Consider the following 26,157-nt stretch of genomic DNA (forward strand, 5'->3'; position numbering starts at 1 on the left):
TGGCATGCCGGGCTCCCGGGGGCGTCCAGATCGGTCCGGCGAGCCGATAGGATGGGTTCCTCACTCCGCATTGTTCGTGGAGGCACTGCTGTTGTTGGAGGCCCCACTGATGGTTCGACCAATTTCCGATGTCGAGGTCAACGCCACACCCGCGTTCTACGAGGATCGCGTGCCCACCGGCGGCGACGATCCCAACAAGGTCGCCATGCTCGGTCTGACCTTCGACGACGTGCTGCTGCTCCCGGCCGCCTCGGACGTCATTCCCGCCACGGCCGACACCTCCAGTCAGCTCACCAAGAAGATCCGGCTGCGCGTGCCGCTGGTCAGCTCGGCCATGGACACCGTGACCGAAGCGCGGATGGCGATCGCCATGGCCCGCGCCGGCGGTATGGGTGTGCTGCACCGCAACCTGCCGCTGACCGAGCAGGCCGCCCAGGTCGAGACCGTCAAACGCTCTGAGGCCGGCATGGTGACCGACCCGGTCACCTGCACGCCGGAGAACACGCTGGCCGAGGTCGACGCCCTGTGTGCGCGCTTCCGGATCTCGGGTCTGCCCGTGGTGGACGGCAGCGGTGCGCTCGTCGGGATCATCACCAACCGCGATATGCGGTTCGAGGTCGACCAGAACAAGCCCGTCGCCGAGGTGATGACCAAGGCGCCGCTGATCACCGCCCGCGAGGGCGTCAGCGCCGATGCGGCTCTGGGACTGCTGCGGCGGAACAAGATCGAGAAGCTGCCGATCGTCGACGGCAACGGCAAGCTGACCGGCCTCATCACGGTGAAGGACTTCGTCAAGACCGAGCAGCATCCGCTGGCCACCAAGGACAGCGACGGCCGGCTGCTCGTCGGTGCCGCCGTGGGTGTCGGCGACGACGCCTGGTTGCGTTCGATGTCGCTGGTCGACGCCGGGGCGGACGTCCTGATCGTCGACACCGCGCATGCCCACAACCGCCGGGTGCTCGACATGGTGGGCAAGCTCAAGGCCGAGGTCGGCGACCGCGTACAGGTGGTGGGCGGCAATGTTGCGACCCGCAGCGCAGCACTGGCGCTGGTGGAGGCCGGAGCCGACGCGGTGAAGGTCGGTGTGGGGCCGGGTTCCATCTGCACCACGCGGGTGGTTGCCGGTGTGGGCGCACCGCAGATCACGGCCATCCTGGAAGCCGTCGCCGCCACCAAGCGCGCCGGGGTTCCGGTGATCGCCGACGGCGGCCTGCAGTACTCCGGCGACATCGCCAAGGCGCTGGCCGCCGGCGCGTCCACCGCGATGCTGGGCTCGTTGCTGGCCGGCACCGCCGAGGCCCCGGGCGACCTGATCTTCGTCAATGGCAAACAGTTCAAGAGCTACCGCGGCATGGGATCGTTGGGTGCCATGCAGGGCCGTTCGAACGGGGGGAGTGCCGGCGACCGCGGCTCCTTCTCCAAGGACCGCTACTTCCAGGACGACGTGCTGTCCGAGGACAAGCTGGTGCCCGAAGGCATCGAAGGCCGTGTCCCGTTCCGCGGACCGCTGTCGACGGTCATCCACCAGCTCACCGGCGGTCTGCGGGCCGCCATGGGGTACACCGGCGCGGCCACCATCGAGCAGTTGCAGCAGGCGCAATTCGTGCGGATCACCGCGGCGGGCCTCAAAGAGAGCCATCCGCATGACATCACGATGACCGTCGAAGCGCCGAACTACTACTCGCGCTAGGGGTCGCATCAATATGCGTGACATGGTTGAAATCGGCATGGGCAGAACAGCCCGGCGGACCTACGAACTCGACGACATCAACATCGTGCCGTCGCGGCGCACCCGCTCGAGCAAGGACGTGTCGACGGCGTGGCAGCTCGACGCCTACCGGTTCGAGATCCCCGTGGTCAGCCATCCCACCGACGCGCTGGCCTCCCCGGAATTCGCCATCGAGCTGGGCCGTCTCGGCGGTCTCGGCGTGCTCAACGGTGAAGGCCTGATCGGGCGGCATGCCGATGTGGAAGCCAAGGTGGCGCAGGTGGTCGAGGCGGCGGGCAAGGAGCCCGAGCCGTCCGCATCGATTCGGCTGTTGCAGCAGTTGCACGCCGCACCGCTGGATCTCGATCTGCTGGGTGCGGCCGTCGCGCGGGTCCGCGAAGCGGGTGTCACCACCGCGGTGCGGGTGAGCCCGCAGAACGCCCAGGCGCTGACCCCCACCCTGGTGGCCGCCGGGATCGATCTGCTGATCATCCAGGGCAGCATCATCTCCGCGGAGCGGGTGGCCTCCGACGGTGAACCGCTGAACCTCAAGACGTTCATCTCCGAACTCGACATCCCGGTGGTGGCCGGCGGCGTGCTGGATCACCGGACCGCGCTGCACCTGATGCGCACCGGCGCCGCAGGTGTCATCGTCGGCTACGGCTCCACCTGGGGCGTGACCACCAGCAACGAGGTGCTCGGCATCAGCGTGCCGATGGCCACCGCGATCGCCGACGCGGCTGCGGCCCGGCGCGAGTACCTCGACGAGACCGGCGGCCGCTACGTGCACGTGCTGGCCGACGGAGACATCCACACCTCGGGCGAGCTGGCCAAGGCGATCGCCTGCGGCGCCGACGCTGTGGTGCTGGGTACGCCGCTGGCGGCCTCGGCCGAGGCCCAGGGCGACGGCTGGTTCTGGCCGCCCGCTGCGGCGCACCCGTCGCTGCCCCGCGGCGCCCTGCTGCAGGTCGCCGACGGGGAGCGGCCGTCGCTGGAGCAGGTCCTCAACGGCCCGTCTGATGATCCGTTCGGCACGCTGAACCTGGTCGGCGGTCTGCGCCGGTCCATGGCCAAAGCCGGCTACTGCGACCTCAAGGAATTCCAGAAGGTCGGCCTGGCCGTCGGTTCCTGACCCCCTCCTCTCCTGGCTCGCGCCCTGGCCCGCCACATATGTGTGTGCCACGACGGCCAGTCGGCGTGTCGGGTAGTAAACCCGCATATATGTGGGCCGGCTGGGCGTCGGCGCCGCTACATATGTGTGTGCCACGACGGCCAGTCGGCGTGTCGCGTTGTAATCCGCATATATGTGGCGACTCGGCAACGATGTTAGGCTACCCTCACTAGCTTGTTACCGGCCGGTAAGTTCATACTGTGGCCATGGCTCCTGATTACGACGTGCTGGTCATCGGGTCGGGGTTCGGCGGAAGCGTCACGGCGCTGCGGCTGACCGAGAAGGGCTACCGGGTCGGCGTCCTCGAAGCCGGCAGGCGGTTTGCCGATGAGGAATTCGCCAAGACCTCGTGGAACCTCCGCAAATTCCTCTGGGCCCCACAATTCGGGTGTTACGGCATCCAGCGCATCCACCTCCTGCGTGACGTCCTCATCCTCGCCGGAGCAGGTGTCGGCGGCGGGTCGCTGAACTACGCCAACACGCTGTACGTCCCGCCGGACCCGTTCTTCAACGACCCGCAGTGGAAGGCCATCACCGACTGGCGATCGGAATTGATGCCGCACTACGAGCAGGCCCAACGCATGCTCGGCGTCGTCACCAACCCGACGTTCACCGACGCCGACCGCATCATGAAAGAAGTCGCCGATGACATGGGCGTCGGCGACACCTTCGTGCCCACCCCGGTGGGCGTGTTCTTCGGGCCCGACGGCACCAAGACCCCGGGCAAGCGGGTGCCCGATCCGTACTTCGGCGGTGCCGGACCTGAGCGCACGGGCTGTATCGAGTGCGGGTCCTGCATGACGGGCTGCCGGTACGGTGCCAAGAACACGCTGTTGAAGAATTACCTCGGTCTCGCGGAATCCGCTGGGACGGAGATACATCCGATGACAACCGTGACCAGCCTGCACCAGCGCGGCGACGGGCTCTGGGAGGTGCAGACCGTCCGCACCGGCAGTCGCATTCGCCGGCACAAGCGCACCTTCACGGCCAACCACGTCGTGCTGGCCGCAGGCACGTTCGGCACCCAGAAGCTGCTGTTCAAGATGCGCGACACCGGCACACTTCCGAAACTGTCCGACCGGCTGGGGGTGCTGACGCGCACCAACTCCGAGTCCATCGTGGGGGCCGGCCGGCTCCGGGTGTCCGACGATCTGGATCTCACCCACGGTGTGGCGATCACGTCGTCGATCCATCCGACGCCGGACACACACATCGAGCCATGCCGCTACGGCAAGGGCTCCAACGCGATGGGTCTGCTGCAGACCCTGATGACCGACGGCAACGGTCCGGATGGCACCGACATCCCGCGGTGGAAGCAGTTGCTGCACAACGCAGCTGAAGATCCCCGCGGGACTCTGAGGTTGCTCAACGCGCGTCGCTGGAGTGAGCGGACGATGATCGCACTGGTGATGCAGCACCTCGACAACTCCATCACCACATACACGAAACGCACCAAGTTCGGGAAACGCCGATTGACCAGCAAGCAGGGCCACGGCGAGCCGAACCCGACGTGGATCCCCGTCGGCAACGAGGTGACCCGGCGGATCGCCAAGAAGATCGACGGTGTGGCCGGCGGCACGTGGGGCGAGATGTTCAACATCCCGTTGACCGCGCATTTCCTCGGCGGTGCCCCCATTGCCGCGGATGCCGAACACGGTGTCATCGACCCCTACCACCGGGTCTACAACTATCCGACGCTGTATGTCACCGATGGGGCGGCCATCTCGGCGAATCTCGGAGTGAACCCGTCGCTGTCCATCACCGCTCAAGCCGAGCGGGCGGCGTCGCTGTGGCCCAACAAAGGGGAGGACGACCTGCGTCCGGCCCAAGGCGAGCCCTATCGTCGGCTGGCGCCCATCGCGCCGCGCAATCCCGTCGTACCCCACGACGCACCAGGTGCGTTGCGGCAGTTGCCGATCGAACCGGTGACCTCGGCCGGCTGACTGGCCGACGTCTCACCTGTGCTGCAGCGCCCTGTTTCCTTCCCCTGGACCGGGACGCGCCGGTCAGCTCTTGAGTCGGTGCCGCATGGGTTCACACCCCGGCGGCTGGTGCGGTGCGGGCAGCAGCGGGTGGCGCCGCTTGATGGCCACGGTGGTGGGCCCGTCGGTGCTGAGCCGTAGGTCCTCTGCGGCGTGCCGGATGCTGAGCGCACCGTGCGGACCGTCTCGCAAGGTGTAGGTGACGTCGTCGTGGGTGACGTCGACGGTCAGGCGGAAGTCGCGCCAGCGCAACCGGAATCGCAGGCGCCCGATGCCGTCGGGCAGCTGCGGGTTGAGCGACAGCACGCCTTCGTCGTCACGCAACCCGCCGAATCCACCCACCAGCGCCGTCCAGCCGCCGGCCAGTGATGCCATGTGCAGGCCGTTGCGGGTGTTCTTGTGCAGGTTGCGCAGATCGATCAGCGCGGCCTCGTAGGTGTAGTCGTGTGCCAGTTCGAGGTGCCCGACGTCGGCGCACATGACCGCTTGCGTGCACGCCGACAGTGAGGAATCACGCGTGGTGCGCCGTTCGTAGTAGTCGACGTTGCGCGCCTTCTGCTCCTCGGTGAACGCGTGGCTCTGCCATTGCATTGCCAGCACCAGGTCGGCCTGCTTGACCACCTGCGACGGATACAGCCGCACGTACGGCTGGGTCAGTAGCAGCGGATAGCTGGCGTCGGCGTCGAAATCCCACTCCCGCAGTGTGGTGAAGCCGTCGTGTTGTTGATGCACACCCAGTTCCTCGTCGAACGGGATGTGGGCGGCCCCGGCGGCATCGCGCCACGCGGCAGTCTCCTCGTTGGTCACTCCGAGGTCGTGGGCGGCATCGGGGTGACGCAGGCAGGCCTCGGTGGCCGCCCGCAGATTGCCCGCCGCCATCAGGTTGGTGAACACGTTGTCGCGCACCACCGCGGTGTACTCGTCGGGGCCGGTGACCCCGTCCAGATGCCAGACACCGTGTCTGTCGTGGTGGCCCAGCGACATCCACAACCGGGCGGTCTCTACCAGTACGGTCAGCCCGCACTCGCGTTCCAGCGAATCATCGCCGGTGACAAGGCGATAGCGCTCGAACGCCATCGCGATATCGGCGTTGACGTGCCAGGCCGCCGTGCCTGCCGGCCAGTAGGCCGAGCACTCCTCGCCCCGGATGGTGCGCCACGGAAACGCTGCCCCCTTCAGGCTCAAGGTCTTTGCCCGTTCCTTGGCGAGATCCAGCGTGCTTGCCCGCCAACGTAATGCGTCGGCGGCGGCGGACGGGACGGTGTAGGTGAGCACCGGAAGCACGAAACCCTCGGTGTCCCAGAAGGCATGTCCGTCGTAGCCGTTGCCCGTCAACCCCTTGCCCGGGATCGCGCGGCGCTCCGCGCGGGCGCTGGCCTGCAGCACGTGGAACAGGCCGAACCGCACGGCTTGTTGCACGTCGGCGTCACCTTCCACTTCCACGTCGGCGCAGTCCCAGAAGTCGTCGAGATACTCGCGCTGAGAATCGAGCAGGCCCTGCCACCCGGCGTAGCGGGCGCCGGTGATCGCCCCGGACACCTGGTCGCGCAGAGCCGGCCGCGACCGCAGGCTGGACCAGCCATAGGCCAGATACTTGGTGATGCGCAACTTCTGGCCGGGGCGAAGCCCACAGATCACCGTGGTGCGGGCCAGATCCTCGTGCGCGTCGGTGGCGGTCTCGACCCGGCCCGGAACGTCGATGTCGTGATCCATCGCGGCGGCCATCATCAGTCCGCTGCCGCGGGTCTGGTGCACCAGCAGCGCCATCAGATCGGTGTTTTCGTGGTGGACCGCCTGCAGCGGGTCCTTCAACGCGGCCGAGACGCGCGGGTCATCCTCGGTGTCGGGTTGGTCCTCGTTGGTGACCAACTCGGATTGCACTGTGACACGCACGAATTCGTCGACGGCCTCGACGATGTACTCGATGGCCGCCACGCTGCGGTGCACCAGCGACACCAGCCGCGTCGAATGCACTTTGACCTGTTTCCCGGCGGGGGAGCGCCAATGTGCTTCGCGGGTAAGGGTTCCCGCGCGCAGGTCGAGGGTGCGTTCGTGCGACAGCAGCTCCCCGTAGCGCACGTCGAAGGGCTCATCGTCGACGAGCAGCCGGAACAGCTTGCCGTTGGTGACGTTGACCAGCGTCTGGCCCGCTTCGGGATAGCCGAATCCGGCTTCGGCGTAGGGCAGTGGGCGAATCTCGAAGAACGAGTTGAGGTAGGTGCCGGGTAGGCCGTTCGGTTCGCCCTCATCGAGATTGCCTCGCAGACCGAGGTGGCCGTTGGACAGAGCGAACAGTGATTCGGCTTCGTCGAGAAGATCGAATTCGAGTCGGGTTTCACGGATGTGCCAGGGGTCGACGGGAAAGATGTCCTGGCTGATCACTGGGCTGCCGTCTCGAGCAGCTGGGCGAGGTCGGTGACGACGATGTCAGCGCCGTGGCGTCGTAGGGCGTCAGCTTGATCGAGGCGGTCCACACCGACCACTATGCCGAAGCCGCCGGCCCGACCGGCTTCGACGCCGGCCAGGGCGTCCTCGAAAACTGCGGCGTCAGCGGGCTCGGCGTCCAGTAGTTGGGCGGCCCGCAGGAAGGAGTCGGGGGCCGGTTTGCCGCGGATGTTCTCGTCGCGCATCGTCACTCCGTCGACGCGGACGTCGACGAATCGGTCCAGTCCGGTGAGCTCGAGGACTTCGCGGGTGTTGGCGCTGGAGGACACCACCGCGATGGCGAAGCCGGCGTCGCTGACCGTCTGCAGGTAGCGGCGGGAACCCTCGAACACGGTCACACCATCGGTGTGCAACGTCTGCTGGAACATGTCGTTCTTGCGGTTGCCGAGTCCATGCACCGTCTCGGCGTCGGCACTGTCGCCGGTGCCGCCTTCGGGCAAGGTGATTCCCCGGCCGGCCAGAAACGACCGCACGCCGTCTTCGCGCTTCTTGCCGTCGATGTAGGTGCGGTAGTCCTCGGCCGGGTCGAAGGGCACGAACTGCTGTCCCGTGCGGGCCGCCCGGGCGCGCAGGAAATCGTCGAACATCCTCGTCCAGGCCTTGGTGTGCACGCTGGCGGTGTCGGTGAGGACGCCATCGAGGTCGAACAGGCAGGTGCGTACGTTCTCCGGTAATCCGAACACGACATCAGACGTACCCGATCCGCACGTGCGGCATGTGTGTCGTCGGTCGCGCCGGCCCTTCCGCCCCCGGCCCTCGTGCCTCGCACCGGCTCGTTGACCGGGCCCGACTAGACTGGCCCAGTGGCAGATCATCCCTCCCCACGCCCTGTGCTCGTCATCGACTTCGGTGCGCAGTACGCGCAGCTGATCGCTCGTCGTGTCCGCGAGGCGCGGGTGTTCTCCGAGGTCCTCCCGCATACCGCGACGGTCGAGGAGATCAAGGCCAAGGACCCGCAGGCGATCGTGCTCTCGGGTGGCCCGTCCAGCGTGTACGCCGAGGGTGCGCCGCAGCTCGATCCGGCGATGTTCGACCTCGACGTGCCGGTGTTCGGTATCTGCTACGGATTCCAGGCGATGGCGCAGGCGCTCGGCGGTACCGTCGCGCACACCGGCACCAGCGAGTACGGCCGCACCGAACTGAATGTCGTTGGTGGCGATCTGCATTCGGGTCTGCCGGAGATGCAGCCGGTCTGGATGAGCCATGGGGATGCCGTCACCGAGGCGCCCAGTGGGTTCGATGTGGTGGCCAGCAGTTCCGGGGCGCCGGTGGCGGCGTTCGAGAACCGGGCCCGCCGGTTGGCCGGCGTGCAGTATCACCCCGAGGTGATGCACAGCCCGCATGGCCAGCAGGTGCTGAGCCGGTTCCTGCACGAGTTCGCTGGGATCGGCGCCAAGTGGACGGCCGCCAACATCGCCGAGACGTTGATCGAGCAGGTCCGTGACCAGGTCGGGGACGGCCGTGCCATCTGCGGGTTGTCCGGTGGGGTGGATTCCGCGGTGGCCGCGGCGTTGGTGCAACGCGCCATCGGTGACCGCCTGACGTGTGTGTTCGTCGATCACGGGTTGCTGCGCGCCGGTGAGCGAGATCAGGTGCAGCGCGATTTCGTCGCCTCCACCGGGGCCAAGCTGGTGACCGTCGATGCCGAGGCCACGTTCCTGGAGAAGCTGTCCGGGGTCACCAATCCCGAGGGCAAGCGCAAGATCATCGGCCGCGAGTTCATCCGGGCGTTCGAGGGTGCGGTCCGCGATATCGTCGAGGACGGCGGCCCGGAGGTCGACTTCCTGGTGCAGGGCACGCTGTATCCGGACGTCGTCGAATCCGGCGGCGGGTCCGGGACCGCCAACATCAAGAGCCATCACAATGTCGGCGGCCTGCCCGACGATCTGAAGTTCAAGTTGGTCGAACCGCTGCGCCTGCTGTTCAAAGACGAGGTGCGCGCCGTTGGCCGTGAGCTCGGCTTGCCCGAGGAAATCGTTGGGCGCCAACCGTTCCCGGGCCCCGGTCTGGGTATCCGCATCGTCGGCGAGGTGACGGCGCAGCGGTTGGACACCCTGCGGCGGGCCGATTCCATCGCTCGCGAGGAGTTGACCGCGGCCGGTCAGGACGCGCAGATCTGGCAGTGCCCGGTGGTGCTGCTGGCCGACGTGCGCTCGGTCGGTGTGCAGGGCGACGGACGCACTTACGGGCATCCGATCGTGCTGCGCCCGGTGTCCAGCGAGGACGCCATGACCGCCGACTGGACCCGAGTGCCCTACGAGGTGCTCGAGCGGATCTCGACACGCATCACCAACGAGGTGCCCGAGGTCAACCGCGTGGTGCTGGACATCACCAGCAAGCCGCCGGGCACCATCGAGTGGGAGTGATCAGTCCGGCTCGTCCTTGTCGATGAACTCGGCCAGCAACTGGCTGACGAGTGCCTCGATGGTGCTCTCGATCGAATGAGCCAAGGTGGCGGTCACCGAGGCCACCGCCTGGGTACGAAAACGCACCAGCATGGTGACCAACTCGGCCACCTCGGTGTCGTCGGGCAGTGACTTCCCGGGGGTGATCTTCGGCAGCACGTGCGCGGCGCCGGCCTGGACCAGGATGCGGCTGATCTCGGCGATGTGCGGCAGCACCTGCTCGTGGACGTCGATCAGGGTGTCGTAGCTCACACCGAACCCGCGCATCTCCCGGAAAGCTTCGATCAAAGCCGGCCGCATCACCGTCACGTCGTCGCCGTCGGTACGGAGCAGACCCACCGACAGCAGGCGGTCGAACGCCGCCGCGTCGTCGATCAACGCCAGCGCCTGCGCCCTTGGCATGGTCTGGGGTTTCTCCGCGGCCCAGGTGCCGACGATCGCCGATTCCAGGCCGAGCACCGCGCCCAGGTCCTTGCCCTGCTCCCAGGCGCTGAGCATCTCGTCGACATGGGCCAGGTTGTAGCCGCGTTCCAGCATCGAGGTGATCAGGCGTAGTCGGGTGAGGTGGGTGTCGTTGTAGAGCGCGATCCGGCCGACCCGCATCGGCGGGTGCAGCAGCCCGCGGTCGCGGTAGACCCGGATGTTGCGGGTGGCGGTGTCAGCCAGCCGGGCCAGCTCCTCGACGCGGTACTCACCCGAGGAACCCGTTGCGGCGTCCGGGGAGGAGACCACCGCGTGGAAGAGCTGGGACACCGCGTTCTCGACGACGTCACGCGACTGTCGCCCGAGCCGGCGCGGCGCCCGGCGCAGGTTGTGCAGGATCGTGCCGACGGGCCCGGACGGCTGTTTGGGCGCCATCAGGCCGAGGAGTGAACCAGGGCGCTCCGGGTCACCATCCTCACCGCCGTGTAATCGCTGCGCCGGAAATCCTGCATCTGTCGAAGATACTGGGTGGCGAAGCCGGGGTACATCGACGCGTTGACGCCGTCGGCGGTCAGATACCAGCTGGTGCAGCCGGACATCCACGTCGTCTTCGTCAACCGCCGTTGGATCGTGGCGTTGTGGCGTTGCTGCACTTCGGCGCGGACGTCGAGATAACGCAGTTTCTCGCCGAGAATGGTGGTGATGGCGCGGGTGGCGTACTCCAGCTGGCCTTCGACGTAGACCAGCAGCGAGTTGTGTCCCGGCCCGGAGTTGGGGCCGGTCATGACGAACAGGTTGGGATAGCCGTGGACGTTGATGCTCTTGTAGGCCTGCGCGCCACCGGCCCACTCCTGCGCGAGGGTCCGACCGCCGATGCCGAGCACCGGAAACGGTGGTCCGGTGAGATGGACGTCGAAGCCGGTGGCGACGACGATGCAATCGAGGTGGTGTTCGATTCCGTCGCTGGTGCGGATGCCGACGGGACTCATGGTGGCGATCGGCCAGTCGATGAGCTTGCAGTTGTCCCGTTGTAGCGCGGGGTAATAGTCGCTGGACATCAGCATCCGTTTGCAGCCGGGGGTGAAGGCCGGGGTGAGCTGCCGGCGCAGCCAGGGATCTTTGACGGCGTGGCGCAGATGGAGCTTGCCGAGGCGTGCCACCAGCGCGGTCAACGGGGTGTTCCACACCAGTGCGGTGGCGCTGGCTTCGTGTCCCCAGTACAGCGCCCGGCGCGCAAGTTGTTGTGTGGCCGGCGCTTTGGCGAACACGGTGCGGGCGAGCTTCGGGGTTTGGATGTCCAGCCGCGGCAGCACCCAGCCCGGGGTCCGCTGGAACACCTTGACGAACTCGGCCTGTTTGACCAGTTCGGGCACGATCTGCACGGCGCTGGCGCCGGTCCCGATGACCCCGACCCGCTTCCCGGTGAAGTCGTAGTCGTGATCCCAGCGGGCGCTGTGGATGACCGTCCCACGGTAGGTGTCGATACCGCGGATGTCGGGCAGTTTGTGGTCCGGTAGCGGACCCGATGCCAGCACCACGGTGCGGGCACGAAAGGTTTTGCGCTGGTCGGTGTTCGCGGTCCACACGCCGGTGTCCTCGTCGAAGGTCAGTCCGGTGAGTTCGGTGTTGAACCGGATGTGTTTCCGCACGCCGAACTCGTCGGCCATGGCCTCGATGTGGGCGCAGATCTCGGCTGCCCCGGAGTAGGTGCGTGACCAGTTCGGGTTCGGGACGAACGAGAACGAATAGAGCACCGACGGGATGTCGCACGCCGCGCCGGGGTAGCTGTTGTCGCGCCACGTACCGCCCACCCGGTCGCTGCGCTCCAGGAGCACGATGTCCTCGACGCCTGCTTGGCGCAACTTGATCGCCGCGCCGATGCCGGTGAAACCCGCGCCGATGATCAGGGTGTCGTGAATCGGGTTGCGTGCCATGATGTCAGGCCGCCGGTTCGTGGGTCAGTTCCTTGAACCAGGAGGGTATGGGCCGTAGTAGGGGACGAGGGTACCGCTCGGACAGCCACACCATGGAGTTGGCCAGCAGATGGTAAGGGTGGTGGGGGTTCACCACGGCGCGGGAGTGCACCTTGAGTACCTGATAGGTGGGTACCCGCCAGGTCTTCTCGCCGCGTTCACCGAGTTTCCTGAAGCGTTTGACGGCGTTGTAGAGCATCTCGGGTTCCATGCCCATACCGATGATCTCGTTGCGGATCCGGTTGAGCAGCGGGACGTACATCAGGGCGCCGATGATCAGGCCGGGAGTGGCGACGTTGCCTACGAACTCGATGGCCAGCCTGCGGGCATCGGCGAAGCCGATCATGTTGAGAACCTCGAAATCGACGGCGATGTGCCGGGATTCGTCGTTGTTGATCTTCTCGAACACTTGATGGCACACCGGGTCGTGCACTTCATCGAGCAGGAATTTCAGCAGCGCCCCGTCGAGCGCCACCTCGAGCATCGGGATCACGGTGCCCAGGATCGACAGCGACATGCCGTCGGCGTAACGGTCCAGCCACTCGATGGCGAGCCGGATGTTGATGTTGGGTTCGGGCATCTCGCCGTCGTCGAGCATGCCCCACCGCTTCATCAGAGCCAGTTCGGCATTGGCGTGGCGCTGCTCCTCGGCGTGGAAGTAGCGGTAGATCTCGGCGATGGTGGGGGTGGGCGCCTTCTTGGCCAGTGCGGCGAAGCCGCGGGCACCGATGTTCTCGATCCAGCACAGGTCGGCCATGAACGCCTTGAGTTTCGGCCGTTGTTCATCGGTGATCAGCTCGGCCCCTGGGGCATCCCAGTCGATGTCGGCCAACGCCCACTGCCGGTCCTTGATCTTGGTGAGCATGAGATCCATGTCCATGACTTCTCCTTACTGGTGGGCCAGGCGTGACACGAGGCCGATGGTGCGGGTGTAGGTGGTGGGTGCGAATCGTTTGACACCCCAGCCGATCCGGGCATCGGGCTGGGGCATGCAGTACAGGCCTCCGCGGTCGTGGGTGTCCAGGCACATGCGCGCCACCCGCGCCGGGCTGAATCCGGTCCAGCGCATCAGTCGATCCGCCAGATGGGTGGAGTCGGTGGTGATGCGGCCGGAGGTGACGATGTTGGTCTTGACGAAGGTGGGGCACAGGACCGTGACATCCACGCCGGTGCCGGACATCTCGGCGGCCAGGGTCTCCGACAGTGAGAGCACCGCGGCCTTGCTGACGTTGTAGGCAGCCATGGTCGGTGCGGCCCCGAAGGAGGCGGCCGAGGCGACGTTGATGATGCCACGCGGGCCCCCGGCGTCCCGCAGCATGGGCGCGAAGACGTGGCAGCCATGGATCGGCCCCCACAGGTTCACTCCGAGAGTCCACTGCCAGTCCTCGATGGGGATGTCGCCGATCGGGTGGCCTCCGGCGCCCACTCCGGCGTTGTTGATCACCAGGGTCGGTTCGGTCCCGAACCAGGACCGGGCCGCGTGGCCGAGTTCGGTGACCTCGTCGAGTCGGGTCACATCGCAGTGGTGGGCCAGTGCCCGGCCGCCCTGGTCGGTGATCGCGTCGACGGTGCGTTGCGCGGCAGCGTCGTCGATGTCGCTGCAGAGCACCTGGTTGCCGCGGTCGGCGAGTTCGACGGCGAAGGCGGCGCCGATACCGCTGCCCGCGCCGGTGACGACGGCGTGGCCGTTGCGGCTGCGTCGGGAGGAGAACATGGCTGTCATCCCGCTTTCGTGTGAATGTGGCTGGTCTTGAGGCGGTTTCGGACGAAGGCAGCCACCTGTTGCATGGCATCGCCGGCTTCGGGGGTCAGCCGCGGCAGCGCCTGGAACACGTGGACCTGATCGGGCCAGATCTGCAGTTCACAGTCACCGCCGGCGGCTCGCCAGGTGTCGGCGAGGTGGTGGGCGTCGGCGGCGAGCATCTCGGTGCCGCCGGCCTGGATCAGGGCGGGCGGTAGCGGACCCCTCAGTTGGTGGGTGAGGCGGTGGTGATCGGGTTCGATTCCCCGGCAGTACATCTGCACCAGCCGCCGGGCGTCTGCGGCTCTGATGGCGGGGTCGGGGCGCAGCTGTTCACGGTGGCGCGCAAGGGTGAAGGTGAGATCGACCAGCGGCGAGAACAGCACCACCGCCGCGGGTTTCGCGGTGCCATGGTGGAGCAGCAGGTCCACGGCGAGATGCCCGCCTGCGGAATCGCCGGCCAGGACGATGCGGTCGGCGCGGAGACCACGGGTGATCTGTAGCCAGTCCCAGCCGGCGTGCACATCGTCTGCGGCGGTGGGGAACAGGTGTGCCGGTGCCAACCGGTAGTCCAGGCAGAAGACCGGTGCGCCGGCCAGCGCCGACAGCCAGCCCGCCAGGCGGCGGTGGGTGCGGGTGGAGCACAACGCATAACCGCTGCCGTGCAGGTAGTAGATGGCCTGCCCTGTTGTGTCCGGGGAGGTGGTGATCCATTCGCCGACCACTCGGCGTCCGTCGGGCAGGGTGTCGTCGATGGGTTCGACGCGGACCCCCGACAGGGACGGGCCGAAGACCTCCATGACGGTGGCGACGATGTGGCGCGACGCCCACAGTCCCCACGGCTGTTCGGGTGGCAACACGGCGCTGAGTTGTCGAAGCGTGAGGGCGCTGAGCCGGGCGCCGACGCGTGACCGCAGGGATCCGCGGGCCGGAATTGCGTCCATCGCAACCTCCATCGGGTAGGTGCGGGGAATGCAACAGCAAATAGTGACATTTGTCAATGACACTATTTGGCAATGTCAGCATCTTCGTCGATCTCTGGAGTCTCGTCCGTACCACTGGTCCCGCGCGTCTCCGGGCGCATCGGTCCGCTTGATTCTGTCGGTGGGTGGGTGTTTACTCGAGAAATCGAACATGCGTTCGAGGGATGTGTGAGCGGATCAGGCTGGAGGTGGATGGTGACGGCAGCGGTTTCGCCCCTTCATGTTCAGGACGACCGGGCTGAGCTGCTGAAACAGCTGCGCAGCCAGATTGCGGATGTGTCGGGCAAGGTGGGGGCGGGTCGGCGTGGCCATGCTATCGAACCGGCGGAAACGGATGCCCTACCTACCTCGGAAAGTTTGCTGGCTGTCCCTGAATCGCTACGTGAGCTGCTTCCGTCGGGGTTGCCCAGGGGAGTGGTGGCGGTGCTGTCCGGGGCCCGGTCACTACCGCTGAGCTTGGCGGCAGCAGTGACGGCCGACGGAGGGCATGTGGCAATCGTCGGTCACCCCGACGCCGGGTTGTTGGCGGCGGTCGAGATGGGGGCCGACTTGAGCCGGCTCGCAGTGATACCTGACCCGGGCACCGACCCGGTGGAGGTGGCGGCGGTGCTGATGGACGGCATGGACCTGGTGGTGCTCGGATTGAACGGCAGATCGGTGGCCCCTACCCGGGCGCGGGCGGTGACGGCCCGGGCCCAGCACCGGGGCTGCACCTTGCTGGCAACGGGCGGCGACTGGCCGGGGGCGGCACTGCGGCTGGAGGCGCGGGTACGCGGGTACGGCATGACGATCGGCGCCGTCCCGGGGTGTGGACGGATCGGCCGGGTCGAGGTGGCGTTCCGGGGCACCGGGCGCGGCGCGCGCTCCCGGTCGTTGGCGGGTTGAGGTGGCCCGCTCACGCACGCCCTCGCGAGTGCTGGCGATCTGGTGCATGGACTGGCCCGCGGTGGCGGCGGCACTGTCGGCGGAACTGCCCGCCACCGCACCCGTGGCGGTCACGCTGGCCAACCGGGTCATCGCCTGCTCGGCGGCAGCGCGTGCGGCGGGGGTCAAGCGCGCCCTGTGTCGAAGGGAAGCTCAGGCACGCTGCCCTGATCTGCACGTCGTGACGGCTGATCCCATGCGTGATGCCCGCTGTTTCGAGGAGGTGACGGCCGCCGTCGATGCGCTGGTACCGCGGGCTGAAGTGCTGCGGCCAGGGTTGATGGTGTTGTCGGTGCGGGGAGCGGCGCGGTTCTTCGGCTCCGAGGAAGCTGCCGCGGAACGGTTGACCGACGCGGTGGCAGCAGGTGGGGCCGAGTGCCAGGTCGGAATCGCCGATCAACTTCCCACCGCTGTGTTCGCGGCCAGGGCCGGCCGCCTCGTTGATCCCGGCGGGGATGCGAAGTTCCTGTCCGTATTGTCCATCCGGCAGCTGGCCACCGAACCCAGCCTCTCCTCGCCGGGGCGCGCAGATTTGGCAGATCTACTGTGGCGCATGGGAATCCGTAACTTCGGGCAGTTCGCCGAGCTGACGCGCAGTGATGTGGCCTCTCGTTTCGGAGCCGATGCGGTGCTGGCGCATCGGCTCGCCCGTGCCGAACCGATGCGGGGCCCCTCGGGGCGAGAGGTGCCGCCGGACCTGGCTGCCGTCATGAACTGCGATCCGCCGATCGACCGGGTGGACGCCGCGGCCTTCGCCGGGCGGTCGCTGGCCAGTGAACTGCACCGGAGCCTCGAGTCAGCGGGGGTGGGCTGCACCCGGCTGGGCATCCATGCGGTGACCGCCAAAGGTGAGGAGCTGGAACGGGTATGGCGGTGTGCCGAACCACTGACCGAGGACGCCACCGCTGATCGGATCCGCTGGCAGCTCGATGGCTGGCTGAACCGGCGGAACCCGGGAGACCGTCCGAGTGCGCCCATTGTCCAGTTGCGTCTGGAGCCGGTCGAGGTGGTCTCCGCGGGGGCGTTGCAGCTGCCGCTGTGGGGCGGGCTCGGTGATGAGGATCGGTTGCGGGCGCGCCGGGCGCTGGTTCGAGTGCAGGGCTTGCTCGGTCCCGAGGCGGTGAAGGTTCCCGTGCTCAGCGGCGGCCGCGGGCCTGTCGAACGAATTACGTTGACGCCATTGGGGGATGAGCTGGTACCCATGGCGGATCCGGCGCAGCCCTGGCCGGGTCAACTGCCCGAGCCGTCGCCCACCGTTGTCCTCGACGAACCGGTGGAGTTACTCGACGCACACGGCAACCCGGTGCGGGTCACCGGCCGCGGGCTGTTCAGCTCTGACCCGGCCAGGTTGGATTCGCCCGACACCAAAGGTGTTCGAACCAAGGCCTTCCGGGGTGACCTGCAGTGGTGGGCGGGGCCGTGGCAGGTCGACGAGCGCTGGTGGGACCCACAGGCGGCCTCGGCGGGACGCACTGCGCGCGTACAGGTCTTGCTGGAAAGTGACGCCCGGGCTGGCGACTGCGCCCGGGCGTTGCTGCTGTGTTATCGGCGCCGACGTTGGTATGTGGAGGGGGTATACGAGTAGGGGTATAGATTGAGGGCAATTAAGTTGTGCACAATTCGGTTGTGCTACGGTGGTGCGCATGGCGAAGCTGAGCCTCGACGACCATCTGTGTTTCGCGCTGTACGCCGCGTCCCGCGCGGTAGCCGCCGCGTACCGGCCGTTGTTGACGGAGTTTGGCCTCACCTACCCGCAGTACCTGGTCCTCATCGTGCTCAGGGACGAAGGCCCGATGAGCGTCCGCGAGCTCGGTGAACGGCTGCAACTGGATTCGGGCACGCTGTCACCGCTGCTCAAGCGAATGGAGGTCGGCGGACTGATCGACCGGCAGCGCTCGGAGCTCGACGAGCGGTCCGTGCGCGTCGCACTCACCACGGCCGGTCGCCGGCTCGAGGCCAAGGTGCGCTGTGTGCCGGAACGGCTCGCCGAGACGCTGGGCAGCTCCGGCATGACCGAGCAGGACGTCATCCGGCTGCGTGACGACGTCAACCGGCTCACCGCGGTCGTCCGTGACCCCACCCAGTAAGACCCCAACCCGCAAAACCCTCGCAAAACCCTGAAAGGACATGGCATGCAAACTATTTACACCGCAGAGGCACTGGCCACCGGCGACGGACGCGACGGCCACGCCACCACCTCCGACGGCAAGGTGGAACTCGACCTGTCCATCCCCAAGGAGATGGGTGGCAGCGGCACCGGCACCAACCCCGAGCAGCTGTTCGCCATCGGCTACGCGGCGTGCTACCACTCCGCGCTGCGCCTGGTGGCCCGCGAGGCCAAGGCCGACGTCAGCGACTCCGCCGTCGGCGCCAAGGTCTCCCTCGGCAACCTCGAGGGTGGCGGCTTCGGGCTGGCCGTCGAACTGGAGATCACCCTGCCGCACGTCGACCACGACGCCGCCGTCGAGTTGGCCGACAAAGCGCATCAGGTGTGCCCGTACTCCAACGCCACCCGCGGCAACATCGACGTGACGCTGACCGTCACCGACGACTAGCCGCGCCGATCAGGCCAGCCCTCGGGCGAAGCGTCCCACCCGGTCGATGAACCGGTCGAAGAACACCGTCGGGTCGACGTCCACGCCGATCAGCGCATTGTGTTCGCGGCCCCAGATGCCGGTCCAGTCCGCGACGGTCATGCCGCGGGTCAGTGTGCCGGTCAACTCGACATCGACCGTCGCCGGCCGGGTGCGCACCAGTTCCGGATCGAGCGCCACCGCTGCCGCGAGCGGGTCGTGCAAGTGGGCCAGATAGCCTTCGCCCTGGTCGTAGTGGAACTCGAAGTAGAACCGCATCGCGTCTTCGAGGACACGGATCAGCGGATTGGCCGCCGCCGATCGGACACCTCTGGTATCGAGCACGCTCATCGTCATGGTCGCTGAATCCGCGGCCGCGGCCAGCCGGGCCAGCACGGCCGGTGTCATCGCGATGTGCTCGGTCAGGTTGAGCCCCAACACAATCGGCACGTGTCCGGGTGCATCCAGCCCCCAGGCGGCGTTCCATCCGCTGAACACCTCGCCGGCCGCCTCCGGGTCGACGCTGATGTTCCATTCGGCCACCGGGGTGGTGTTGCCCTTGTAGCCGAACGCCCCGCCCATGATCACCAGCCGCCGCAGCAGTCGGGGCAGCCCGGGCTCCAGGCGCATCGCCAGCGCCAGATTGGTCAGCGGACCGGTTGCCACGGCCACCAGCTCACCAGGATGGGCGTGCGCCGCCCGCACCCACGCGGTGGCGGCGTCGTGCTCGGTGAGGCGCCGTTCGGTGGGCGGCAGCTCGGCGTAGCCGAGTCCCCGCGGTCCGTGGGTGTCCTCGGCGGTGCGCAGCGGCGTCACCAACGGTCGCGGTGCACCTTTGGACACCGGGATGTCGCCGGCGCCGCACAGTTCCAGCAGCCCCAGGTTGTTCTCGCACACCTGGTCCACCGCGACGTTGCCGCCCGTGGAGGCGATTCCCACGAGGTCGACACCGTCGCTGGCCAGCAGATAGGCCAACGCCATCGCGTCGTCCACCCCGGTGTCGACATCGACGAAAACCGGGATGCCGTCCGTGGATTCAGCCGCCGTGGTCATTTCGAAGACCCTACCGTCACCGACCGGGTCTGGCCGTGATCACCAGTGCACGCCGGGCACCAGTCGCGCAGCGCGTTTGACCGGGCCTGGTATCCGCACCCGGGGAACCCGGGCAGCCGGGCGCGGCCGGCGTGTCACGTTGACGGCGGCCGGGGCCTGCGTTCCGCGCGCCGCGGCGGAATCCGGATAACCCAGATACAGCTGGTGCAGCAGCCGCCGCGACAGCTTCGGGGCCAGGTAACGACCGGCGTCTCCGAGCGTGCCCAAGGGGGTGTCGATGCGCACCGGCTTGTCGATCAACCCGCGCACCACCATGGCCGCGGCGTGTTCGGCGCTGATCGCCGGTACCGGGTTCAGCCGTCGTGACGGGGTGATCATCGGTGTGCGGACCAGGGGCATGTGGATGGTTGTGAACGTCACATGACTCGACAGCGTTTCCGTCGAGACCACCTCGGCGAACGCATCCAGTGCCGCTTTGGTGGGGAGGTAGGCCGAATACCGCGGCGAGCTGGCCTGCACTCCGGCGCTGGAGACGTTGACGACATGGCCGAACCGTCGTTCCTGCCAATGCGGGAGCAACGCCAGGACCATGCGGACCGCGCCGAAATAGTTCACCGCCATGACCCGCTCGTAGTCGTGGAACCGGTCGGTGGAGGCGCCGACAGATCGCCGGATCGAGCGCCCGGCGTTGTTCACCAGGTAGTCGACATGACCGAAGCGGCCCAGGATGTCGGCGACGGTGTGCTCCACCGAGGCGGAGTCGGTGACGTCGCAGGTGTAGGCATGCGCCTGCCCGCCGGCGCGGCGGATCTCGGTGATCAGCTCGTCGAGTGCCTGGCCGTTGCGGGCCAGGGCGAACACCGTCGCCCCTCGGGCGGCTACCGCAAGGGCCGCGGCCCGGCCGATGCCGCTGGATGCGCCGGTGATGATGACGTGCCGTCCGGCCAGCGGTTCGCCGGACTGATGCTGCTGCGCCCAGAAACGCCACAGCGCCGGCGCATACGACCGGAACTCTGGCACCTCGATACCCGTCCCGCGCAACGCTTCTCGGGTGTGCTCGGCGGTGAACTCCGACGTCATGGCCACGGAGTCGAAGAGCTCGGCCGGAATGCCGAGTTGGGTGGCCGCCATGTTGCGCCACACTTTCGCTCGCCCGCGTGCCTCGAGGAACGAAGCGGCGACCGCGTCGGGCATCGCGACGGGGTGGAGGGGCAGCCCCGCCGCCGGGGCGAGGGCACGGTAGAACCCCCGCGGGCCCACCGACTTCGGCGCCGTCAGGTGAAACGTCTGGCCGTCGTAGCCGTCGGTGTGTATGAGCGCCGTCAGCGCGTCGGCCACGTAGTCGACCGGCACGATGTTCATCCGGCCCACATCGGGCAGCGCGAGCGGGGTGAGCCGCGGAAGTGTCGCGAGCTTGGCCAGCAGGTCGAAGAAGTAGTAGGGGCCATCGATCTTGTCGATCTCGCCGGTTCGTGAGTCGCCCACCACCACCGCGGGCCGGTAGATGCGGAAGCGTAATCCCGGTGTGCTGCGCACCAGCTTCTCGGCGTCGAACTTGCTCTGGTGATAGGGCGTCGGCAGCTGTTGGCCGAGGTCGAAATCGTCCTCGGTGAACACTCCGGCGTAGGTGCCGGCCACCGCGATCGACGACACGTGATGCAGCAGTGCGCTCTGCCGCACGCTCACGTCGATCACCGCGCGGGTGCCGTCGACGTTGGCGGCACGCTGATCGGCCTCCGGTGCGGTCACGTCGTACACCGCGGCGCAGTGCACCACATGGTCGACGTGGCCGAGCTCGTCGGCCAGGCCGAGGCCGGGTTGAAGGAGGTCACCGATCAGCGGGGTGACCAGGCTGCTCCAGGGCTGACGATCGAAGCGGCCCAGCGACGACGCCCGCACCAGCACCTGGATGTCGGCGTCCGGGTCGGATTGCAGGATTCGGCTGACGACGTGGCGCCCGATGAACCCGGTACCGCCGGTAACGACATAGCGCATGAGGTCATGGTGCTCGCTCCATCGCGCCGCGTCAACCAACCTTGACAGGGGGTGCGGTTGTGACAACTACAGCCGGGCAAGGGCGACGTAGCCGGAGCTCAGGGCCGGAGTCTGCGACAGCGGGTCCAGATCGGTACGGTCCATCAGCAGATTGCGGTTGACGCCGAACGATTCCGGGGGACGCCCGCCGCGAGGATCGAAAACCCGTGAGCCCCAACCATGTTCAACCACCAGCAAGCCTGGGCGCGGCCGCTCGGACACCGACGCCACCAGCTCCACCGAGCCGACGGGGGAGAACAGCCGCACCCGATCACCGTCGGCGATGCCGTACAGCGCCGCGTCGGCAGGATTGATCAGCACGCCGTTGTCCCTGCCCGCCGGATGCAGACCGGGCAATTCGTTGAGCCACGAGTTCATCGAATGCCGGTGCCGGCGATTGCCCAGCTGGAACGGATACCCCTCGGGCGCCACCGGATGTGGCCCGGCCAGCAGTTCGCGGGCCCGGGCGACGAACTCCGCGGGCGCCACCTGCACCAACTTGTCCGGGGTGCGCAACGCCTGGGCGAAGTGGCCGTACTCGCGCGGGCCGAGCACCAACCCGTGCGGATTGTCCTCCAGATCACGCCAGGTCAGCCTGCGGCCGTTGACTTTCCGGCTCGTCAACACCATCAGCCGGTGCAACCAATGCGGCCCGAACTCCAGCGACGGCCGCCGGGCCCACGAGGCGACACGGCGGGTGGCCGAGATGAAACCGTTGACTCCGCGCGCACCGAACAGCGGCCGGCGCATGGCGATCGCGAGGTCGGTGAAGATACGCCACTCCTCCCGCACCCCGGGCGGCGGCTGCACAGCTCGCCGGCCGTACTGGATGTAGGGCTGGTCGTGCATGCCGCTGGTGAACGCCAACAGATCGTCGCGCTCCAGCCAGTGTGCGGCCGGGAGCAGCCAGTGCGCGTGCCGATGACTCTCGCGCTGCACCAAGTCGATGGCCACCAGCAGATCCAGCCCGGCCAGCGCCGCGTCCAGCCGGGCGCCGTCGGGCCCGGACACCACCGGGTTGCCGCTGTTGATCAGCATCGCCCGGATCTGGCCACGGCCGGGGGTGGTGATCTCGTCCGGCAGTTCGGCCAATGCGTGGGCGCCGGCCACCATCTCGCGGCCGGCCAGCCGGCTGCGATGGGGTTGCTCTTTGACCATGTCGAACAAGCGCAGGGTGTCGATGTACCCGCGTTCGAAGCGTCGTCCGCCCGGACGGTCCATCCGCCCGGTGATGAGGTTGAGGACATGACCGAGCCACTCGGCGACCGTGCCCGAGGCGTGCAGCGACACCCCGGTGCGGGTCACCACCATGGCGCCGCGGGCTGCCGCGAAATCCCGTGCCACTTGTTCGATCTCAGGCCGTCGCACCCCACACCGCAACGCCAGGTCATCGAGATCGCACGACGCCACCAGGGCTCGCAGCTCGTCTGTCCCGGTGGCCAGTTCGCTACAGTCGCGGCGATGCTCGAGGCCCTCGTCGAAAATCACCTTGACCATCGCCAGCAGCAGCGCCCAATCCTGGCCCGGCTGCACCGCCAGATGCACATCGGCGCGTTCGGCGCTCTCGGTGCGCACCGGATCCACCACCACGATCGTCGCACCGGCCTTCTGGCGCTCCAGCGCCCGGCGCCAACCACCGGGCGCCGACTCCAGCCAATTCCAGGCGCTCACAGCGGGATTGGTGCCCACCAGCAGGAAGTAGTCGCAGCTGTCGATATCGGAGACCAGCGCCAGCAGTTGCGAGCCGTACATCGCCGAGGACACCACATGCATGGCGTTCTGGTCCACCGACCCCACCGCATACCGGTTACGGGTGCCGATCGCGTCCAGCCAGGCGTTCATGAAGACGATGTTCGACGACGAAAAGCCGGCGGGATTGCCGTAATACGCGCCCACCGCGTCTGGGCCGCCCGCGTCGATGACGGCGTTGAGCCGCACCGCGATATCGGCCAGCGCCTCCTCCCACGAAGCCTCGACATAACCGTCGCCGACGCGGCGCATCGGGGCAAGGATACGGCGAGGATGTTCCACCACTTGGGCGGCGTTGCGGCCCTTGGCGCAGAAATCCTGCCAGCTGTGCGGATTCTGCTTGTCTGCGGCGATCTTGGTGACGCGATTGTCGCTGACGGTGACGTCGACTCCACACGAGGCCAGGCAGTACCGGCAGAACGTGTGGGTGACACTCATGATTGCGCGAGGCCGTCCCAGCTGACCAGCGTCCAGCCCGTCACCGGGTTGCCCTTGATCACCACCTGACCGACATTCGGCAGCGGATGCGACCGCAGCAGTTCCCCGTCCGGATTGGAGACGTTCATCTGCGTCCAGGTCATGATCGCGCCGGCGTGGGAGAAGGCGACGGCGTTCTTGTCGCCGCTTTCGTAGATCCGCTGCACGGCTTCGGTGAACTCCTCGTTGAACTGGTTGCCGTCGATGGCGCCGGGGATCCGGGCGTCCCGCTCACCCTGCAGCCATTGCATGGGTGCCAAGCCGTAGGTGGAAACGGCGTCGGCCTCCGGCGTGCCCTCGAACCACCCGGCCGGGATCTCCTGCAGCCCCGGCAACACGTCGACCTGCTCGCCGAGGTCCTCGGCCAACGGTGCGGCGGTCTGCTGCGTGCGCACCATCGACGAGGCATAGATGCCGTCGAAGTCTTTGTCGCGCAACTCGTCTGCCACCTGCTCGGCTTGTTTCTGGCCGTCGGCGGTGATGCTGGGGCCCGGCACCGAGGTGTCGATCAGCCCGGAGGCGTTGCCCTCGGACTCGGCGTGCCGCACGAAGGTCACCGTGATCGATTCCGGGGGTGGAGGTTCCGAACCACACGCACCCACCACTGCCACCGCAGCAACCGTGACCGCCGCCTTGACGAACCTGGGCATCTAGCGCCGCCTTCCCAGATAACCTTCCTGGGTCACCGTACAGACCAGTTCGCCGCTGCGGTTGTAGATCAGCCCAGTTCCCAGCCCCCGGCCGCCGATCGCGCTGGGTGCGCGCTGGTCGTAGAGCAGCCAGTCGGAGAAATCGACGGGACGGTGAAACCACATGGCATGGTCCAGCGACGCCATGGTCTCCATGTTCTGCCACGTCTTGCCGACGCCCACCTGCACCGGGTCCAGGATCGTCCAGTCGCTGACATAGCCCAGCAGACAGGTCGCCAGTAGTGGATCTGTCAGCAACTGCGGTGGCGGTGCGGATTCCACCCGTAGCCACAGCCGGCACACCGCCTCGTCGGGAACCCCGGCGTCGACGGCCACCCGGGGTGGGGGATCGATGTAGCGCATCTCGAACAGCCGCAGCCGCACCAGCTCCGCATAGCCCTCGTCGATGTAGGGCGCCAGCTGCTCTTCGAGGCTGGGGAGGCTCTCCGGGGCGGCGACCAGGGGCATGGGCTGGTGGTAGTCGCCGTTGTCGATGGGCTCGATGAACGAGACCATCGCTTCCATCACCACCACCTCGCCCTGCCGGGTGGTCACCCGGCGAGTGGAGAAGGTGCGGCCCTGCCGCAGTGAGACGACGTCGTACTCCAACGGGCGGTTGGGGTTGCCCGGGCGCAGGAACGACACGTGCAGGCTGTGCAGCAGCCGGCCCGGCACCGTGCGTGCGGCCGCGGCCATGGCCTGGGCGACGACCTGCCCGCCGAACACGCGCACCCGTTCCACATCGTCGACCGGCTGCGGCCCGAGGTAGGTGCCGCCGCCGACATCCTCGACGGCGAACAGTTCCAAGACGTCCTTCAGTGTCTGCGGCACGCCTTCTATAAGGCCATGTCTGTCGCCGCGGCGCGCATCCGGGTCAGTAATGTCGGGGGAAAGAGATGCGAAGGGAGCCTCAATGGCGATCGATCCGACGGCCATCGGCGCGAAGGCCGACCCCTACGTCTTCGAGTGGACCGACCGCGACACCATGCTCTACGCGCTCGGCGTCGGTTGCGGCACCGCCGATCTCGCCTTCACCACCGACAACAGCCACGAGGTGACCCAACAGGTGTTGCCCACCTACGCGGTGATCGCCTGTATCGGTTTCCCGGCCATCGGCAAGATCGGCGAGTTCAACTTCGGGATGTTGCTGCACGGCTCGCAGCAGATCCAGCTGGCCAGGCCGCTCCCGCCGGCGGGCAAACTGCTGGTGGAGTCCGAAGTGGCCGACCTGCAGGACAAAGGTGAAGGCAAGAACGCCATCGTGATGCTGCGGGCGCGCGGAACAGACCCGAGCACCGACGAGGTGGTGGTGGAGACGCTGGCGACCTTCGTCATCCGCGGCGCCGGCGGATTCGGCGGGCAACCCGGCACGCGGCCCGCGGCTCCGGAACTGCCGCAGCGGGAGTCGGATTCGCGTACAGCGATGCCCACGCGTGACGATCAGGCGTTGATCTACCGGTTGTCCGGTGACCGCAACCCCTTGCACAGCGACCCCTGGTTCGCGCAGACCCTCGCCGGCTTCCCTAAACCGATCCTGCACGGGCTGTGCACCTACGGTTTCGCGGGCCGCGCCCTGGTCGCCGATCTCGGTGGCGGCGACGCCTCGCGGATCACCGGGATGTCGGCACGGTTCACCTCACCGGTGTTCCCGGGGGAAACGCTCACCACGTCGATCTGGCGCACCGAACCCGGCCAGGCCCTGTTCACCACGGAGGCGGCCGCCCCCGACGGTTCGGGATCGCGGCTGGTGCTCGAAGACGGGGTCGCCACCTTCACTGCGTGACGGCGCCCGCCGAATTCGGGCGATCCCACGTTGCGAACCGCCGT

Annotated in this window: 21 protein-coding genes; 9 read left to right on the plus strand and 12 right to left on the minus strand. The window is 67.6% G+C overall.

What is annotated here, in order from left to right:
• Nucleotides 1-109: 109 nt before the first annotated feature.
• The 3 genes from guaB (at nt 110) to AC3A6P_RS09365 (ending at nt 4,822) form a co-directional block, all read left to right on the plus strand.
• Nucleotides 110-1,690, plus strand: a complete 1,581-nt coding sequence (guaB, locus tag AC3A6P_RS09355; protein WP_487691010.1) for an IMP dehydrogenase — start codon at nt 110-112, stop codon at nt 1,688-1,690.
• A 22-nt stretch (nt 1,691-1,712) separates the two neighbouring features.
• Nucleotides 1,713-2,840, plus strand: coding sequence for a GuaB3 family IMP dehydrogenase-related protein (locus tag AC3A6P_RS09360; RefSeq protein ID WP_487691012.1), 1,128 nt, complete (start codon nt 1,713-1,715; stop codon nt 2,838-2,840).
• Nucleotides 2,841-3,085: 245 nt separating this feature from the next.
• Complete coding sequence (locus AC3A6P_RS09365) at nt 3,086-4,822, plus strand: FAD-binding protein (RefSeq protein ID WP_487691013.1); 1,737 nt, start codon at nt 3,086-3,088, stop codon at nt 4,820-4,822.
• A 63-nt stretch (nt 4,823-4,885) separates the two neighbouring features.
• Here AC3A6P_RS09365 and AC3A6P_RS09370 read toward each other — a convergent pair whose 3' ends face one another.
• Both AC3A6P_RS09370 and AC3A6P_RS09375 read right to left on the minus strand, forming a co-directional pair.
• Nucleotides 4,886-7,243, minus strand: a complete 2,358-nt coding sequence (locus AC3A6P_RS09370) for a glycoside hydrolase family 65 protein (protein WP_487691015.1) — start codon at nt 7,241-7,243, stop codon at nt 4,886-4,888.
• The gene (locus AC3A6P_RS09375; protein WP_487691017.1) at nt 7,240-7,989 is read right to left on the minus strand and encodes a beta-phosphoglucomutase family hydrolase; all 750 of its coding nucleotides are present in this window, start codon (nt 7,987-7,989) and stop codon (nt 7,240-7,242) included. The genes AC3A6P_RS09370 and AC3A6P_RS09375 overlap by 4 nt, the downstream gene beginning before the upstream one ends.
• Nucleotides 7,990-8,109: 120 nt before the next feature.
• Here AC3A6P_RS09375 and guaA point away from each other — a divergent pair, with 120 nt between their 5' ends.
• Nucleotides 8,110-9,672: a glutamine-hydrolyzing GMP synthase gene (gene guaA / locus AC3A6P_RS09380; protein ID WP_487691018.1), complete on the plus strand. Its 1,563-nt coding sequence runs from the start codon at nt 8,110-8,112 to the stop codon at nt 9,670-9,672.
• On the opposite strand, the gene AC3A6P_RS09385 is transcribed toward guaA, so the two are convergent.
• The 5 genes from AC3A6P_RS09385 to AC3A6P_RS09405 are packed head-to-tail and all read right to left on the minus strand — an operon-like array spanning nt 9,673 to nt 14,792.
• Complete coding sequence (locus AC3A6P_RS09385; RefSeq protein ID WP_487691020.1) at nt 9,673-10,569, minus strand: MerR family transcriptional regulator; 897 nt, start codon at nt 10,567-10,569, stop codon at nt 9,673-9,675.
• Nucleotides 10,569-12,068, minus strand: coding sequence for a flavin-containing monooxygenase (locus AC3A6P_RS09390; RefSeq protein WP_487691022.1), 1,500 nt, complete (start codon nt 12,066-12,068; stop codon nt 10,569-10,571). Before AC3A6P_RS09390 ends, AC3A6P_RS09385 begins: the two co-directional genes overlap by 1 nt.
• Nucleotides 12,069-12,072: 4 nt before the next feature.
• Nucleotides 12,073-12,987: a ferritin-like domain-containing protein gene (locus tag AC3A6P_RS09395; protein ID WP_487691023.1), complete on the minus strand. Its 915-nt coding sequence runs from the start codon at nt 12,985-12,987 to the stop codon at nt 12,073-12,075.
• 9 nt (nt 12,988-12,996) lie between these two features.
• Nucleotides 12,997-13,830, minus strand: a complete 834-nt coding sequence (locus AC3A6P_RS09400) for an SDR family NAD(P)-dependent oxidoreductase (protein WP_487691024.1) — start codon at nt 13,828-13,830, stop codon at nt 12,997-12,999.
• Nucleotides 13,827-14,792, minus strand: a complete 966-nt coding sequence (locus AC3A6P_RS09405; RefSeq protein WP_487691026.1) for an alpha/beta hydrolase — start codon at nt 14,790-14,792, stop codon at nt 13,827-13,829. Before AC3A6P_RS09405 ends, AC3A6P_RS09400 begins: the two co-directional genes overlap by 4 nt.
• 234 nt (nt 14,793-15,026) lie before the next feature.
• Here AC3A6P_RS09405 and AC3A6P_RS09410 point away from each other — a divergent pair, with 234 nt between their 5' ends.
• From AC3A6P_RS09410 to AC3A6P_RS09425, 4 genes are read left to right on the plus strand one after another with little or no spacing between them, the layout of a single operon-like run.
• Nucleotides 15,027-15,716 carry a hypothetical protein gene (locus tag AC3A6P_RS09410; RefSeq protein ID WP_487691028.1) on the plus strand — a complete coding sequence of 230 codons (690 nt, stop codon included), beginning with the start codon at nt 15,027-15,029 and terminating at the stop codon, nt 15,714-15,716.
• A gap of 46 nt (nt 15,717-15,762) precedes the next feature.
• Complete coding sequence (locus tag AC3A6P_RS09415; RefSeq protein WP_487691029.1) at nt 15,763-17,340, plus strand: DNA polymerase Y family protein; 1,578 nt, start codon at nt 15,763-15,765, stop codon at nt 17,338-17,340.
• Nucleotides 17,341-17,398: 58 nt separating this feature from the next.
• Nucleotides 17,399-17,842 (plus strand): MarR family winged helix-turn-helix transcriptional regulator, encoded by a 444-nt coding sequence (locus tag AC3A6P_RS09420; protein WP_487691031.1) that lies wholly within the window; start codon nt 17,399-17,401, stop codon nt 17,840-17,842.
• 45 nt (nt 17,843-17,887) lie between these two features.
• A complete protein-coding gene (locus AC3A6P_RS09425; protein WP_487691033.1) occupies nt 17,888-18,310 on the plus strand; it encodes an organic hydroperoxide resistance protein in 423 nt (140 codons plus the stop codon).
• Nucleotides 18,311-18,319: 9 nt separating this feature from the next.
• On the opposite strand, the gene AC3A6P_RS09430 is transcribed toward AC3A6P_RS09425, so the two are convergent.
• The 5 genes from AC3A6P_RS09430 to AC3A6P_RS09450 form a co-directional block, all read right to left on the minus strand.
• Nucleotides 18,320-19,381 (minus strand): nucleoside hydrolase, encoded by a 1,062-nt coding sequence (locus AC3A6P_RS09430; RefSeq protein WP_487691035.1) that lies wholly within the window; start codon nt 19,379-19,381, stop codon nt 18,320-18,322.
• Nucleotides 19,382-19,420: 39 nt separating this feature from the next.
• A complete protein-coding gene (locus AC3A6P_RS09435) occupies nt 19,421-21,376 on the minus strand; it encodes an SDR family oxidoreductase (protein WP_487691037.1) in 1,956 nt (651 codons plus the stop codon).
• A 66-nt stretch (nt 21,377-21,442) separates the two neighbouring features.
• Nucleotides 21,443-23,602: a molybdopterin-containing oxidoreductase family protein gene (locus tag AC3A6P_RS09440; RefSeq protein WP_487691038.1), complete on the minus strand. Its 2,160-nt coding sequence runs from the start codon at nt 23,600-23,602 to the stop codon at nt 21,443-21,445.
• Nucleotides 23,599-24,291 (minus strand): histidine phosphatase family protein, encoded by a 693-nt coding sequence (locus AC3A6P_RS09445; RefSeq protein WP_487691040.1) that lies wholly within the window; start codon nt 24,289-24,291, stop codon nt 23,599-23,601. Before AC3A6P_RS09445 ends, AC3A6P_RS09440 begins: the two co-directional genes overlap by 4 nt.
• Complete coding sequence (locus AC3A6P_RS09450) at nt 24,292-25,161, minus strand: acyl-CoA thioesterase (RefSeq protein WP_487691042.1); 870 nt, start codon at nt 25,159-25,161, stop codon at nt 24,292-24,294.
• A gap of 82 nt (nt 25,162-25,243) precedes the next feature.
• Between AC3A6P_RS09450 and AC3A6P_RS09455 the strand changes: the two genes are divergently transcribed.
• A complete protein-coding gene (locus tag AC3A6P_RS09455; RefSeq protein WP_487691044.1) occupies nt 25,244-26,113 on the plus strand; it encodes a MaoC/PaaZ C-terminal domain-containing protein in 870 nt (289 codons plus the stop codon).
• The last annotated feature ends 44 nt before the right edge of the window (nt 26,114-26,157 follow it).

The sequence above is a fragment of the Mycobacterium sp. Soil_C_30 genome (genome assembly GCF_057656995.1).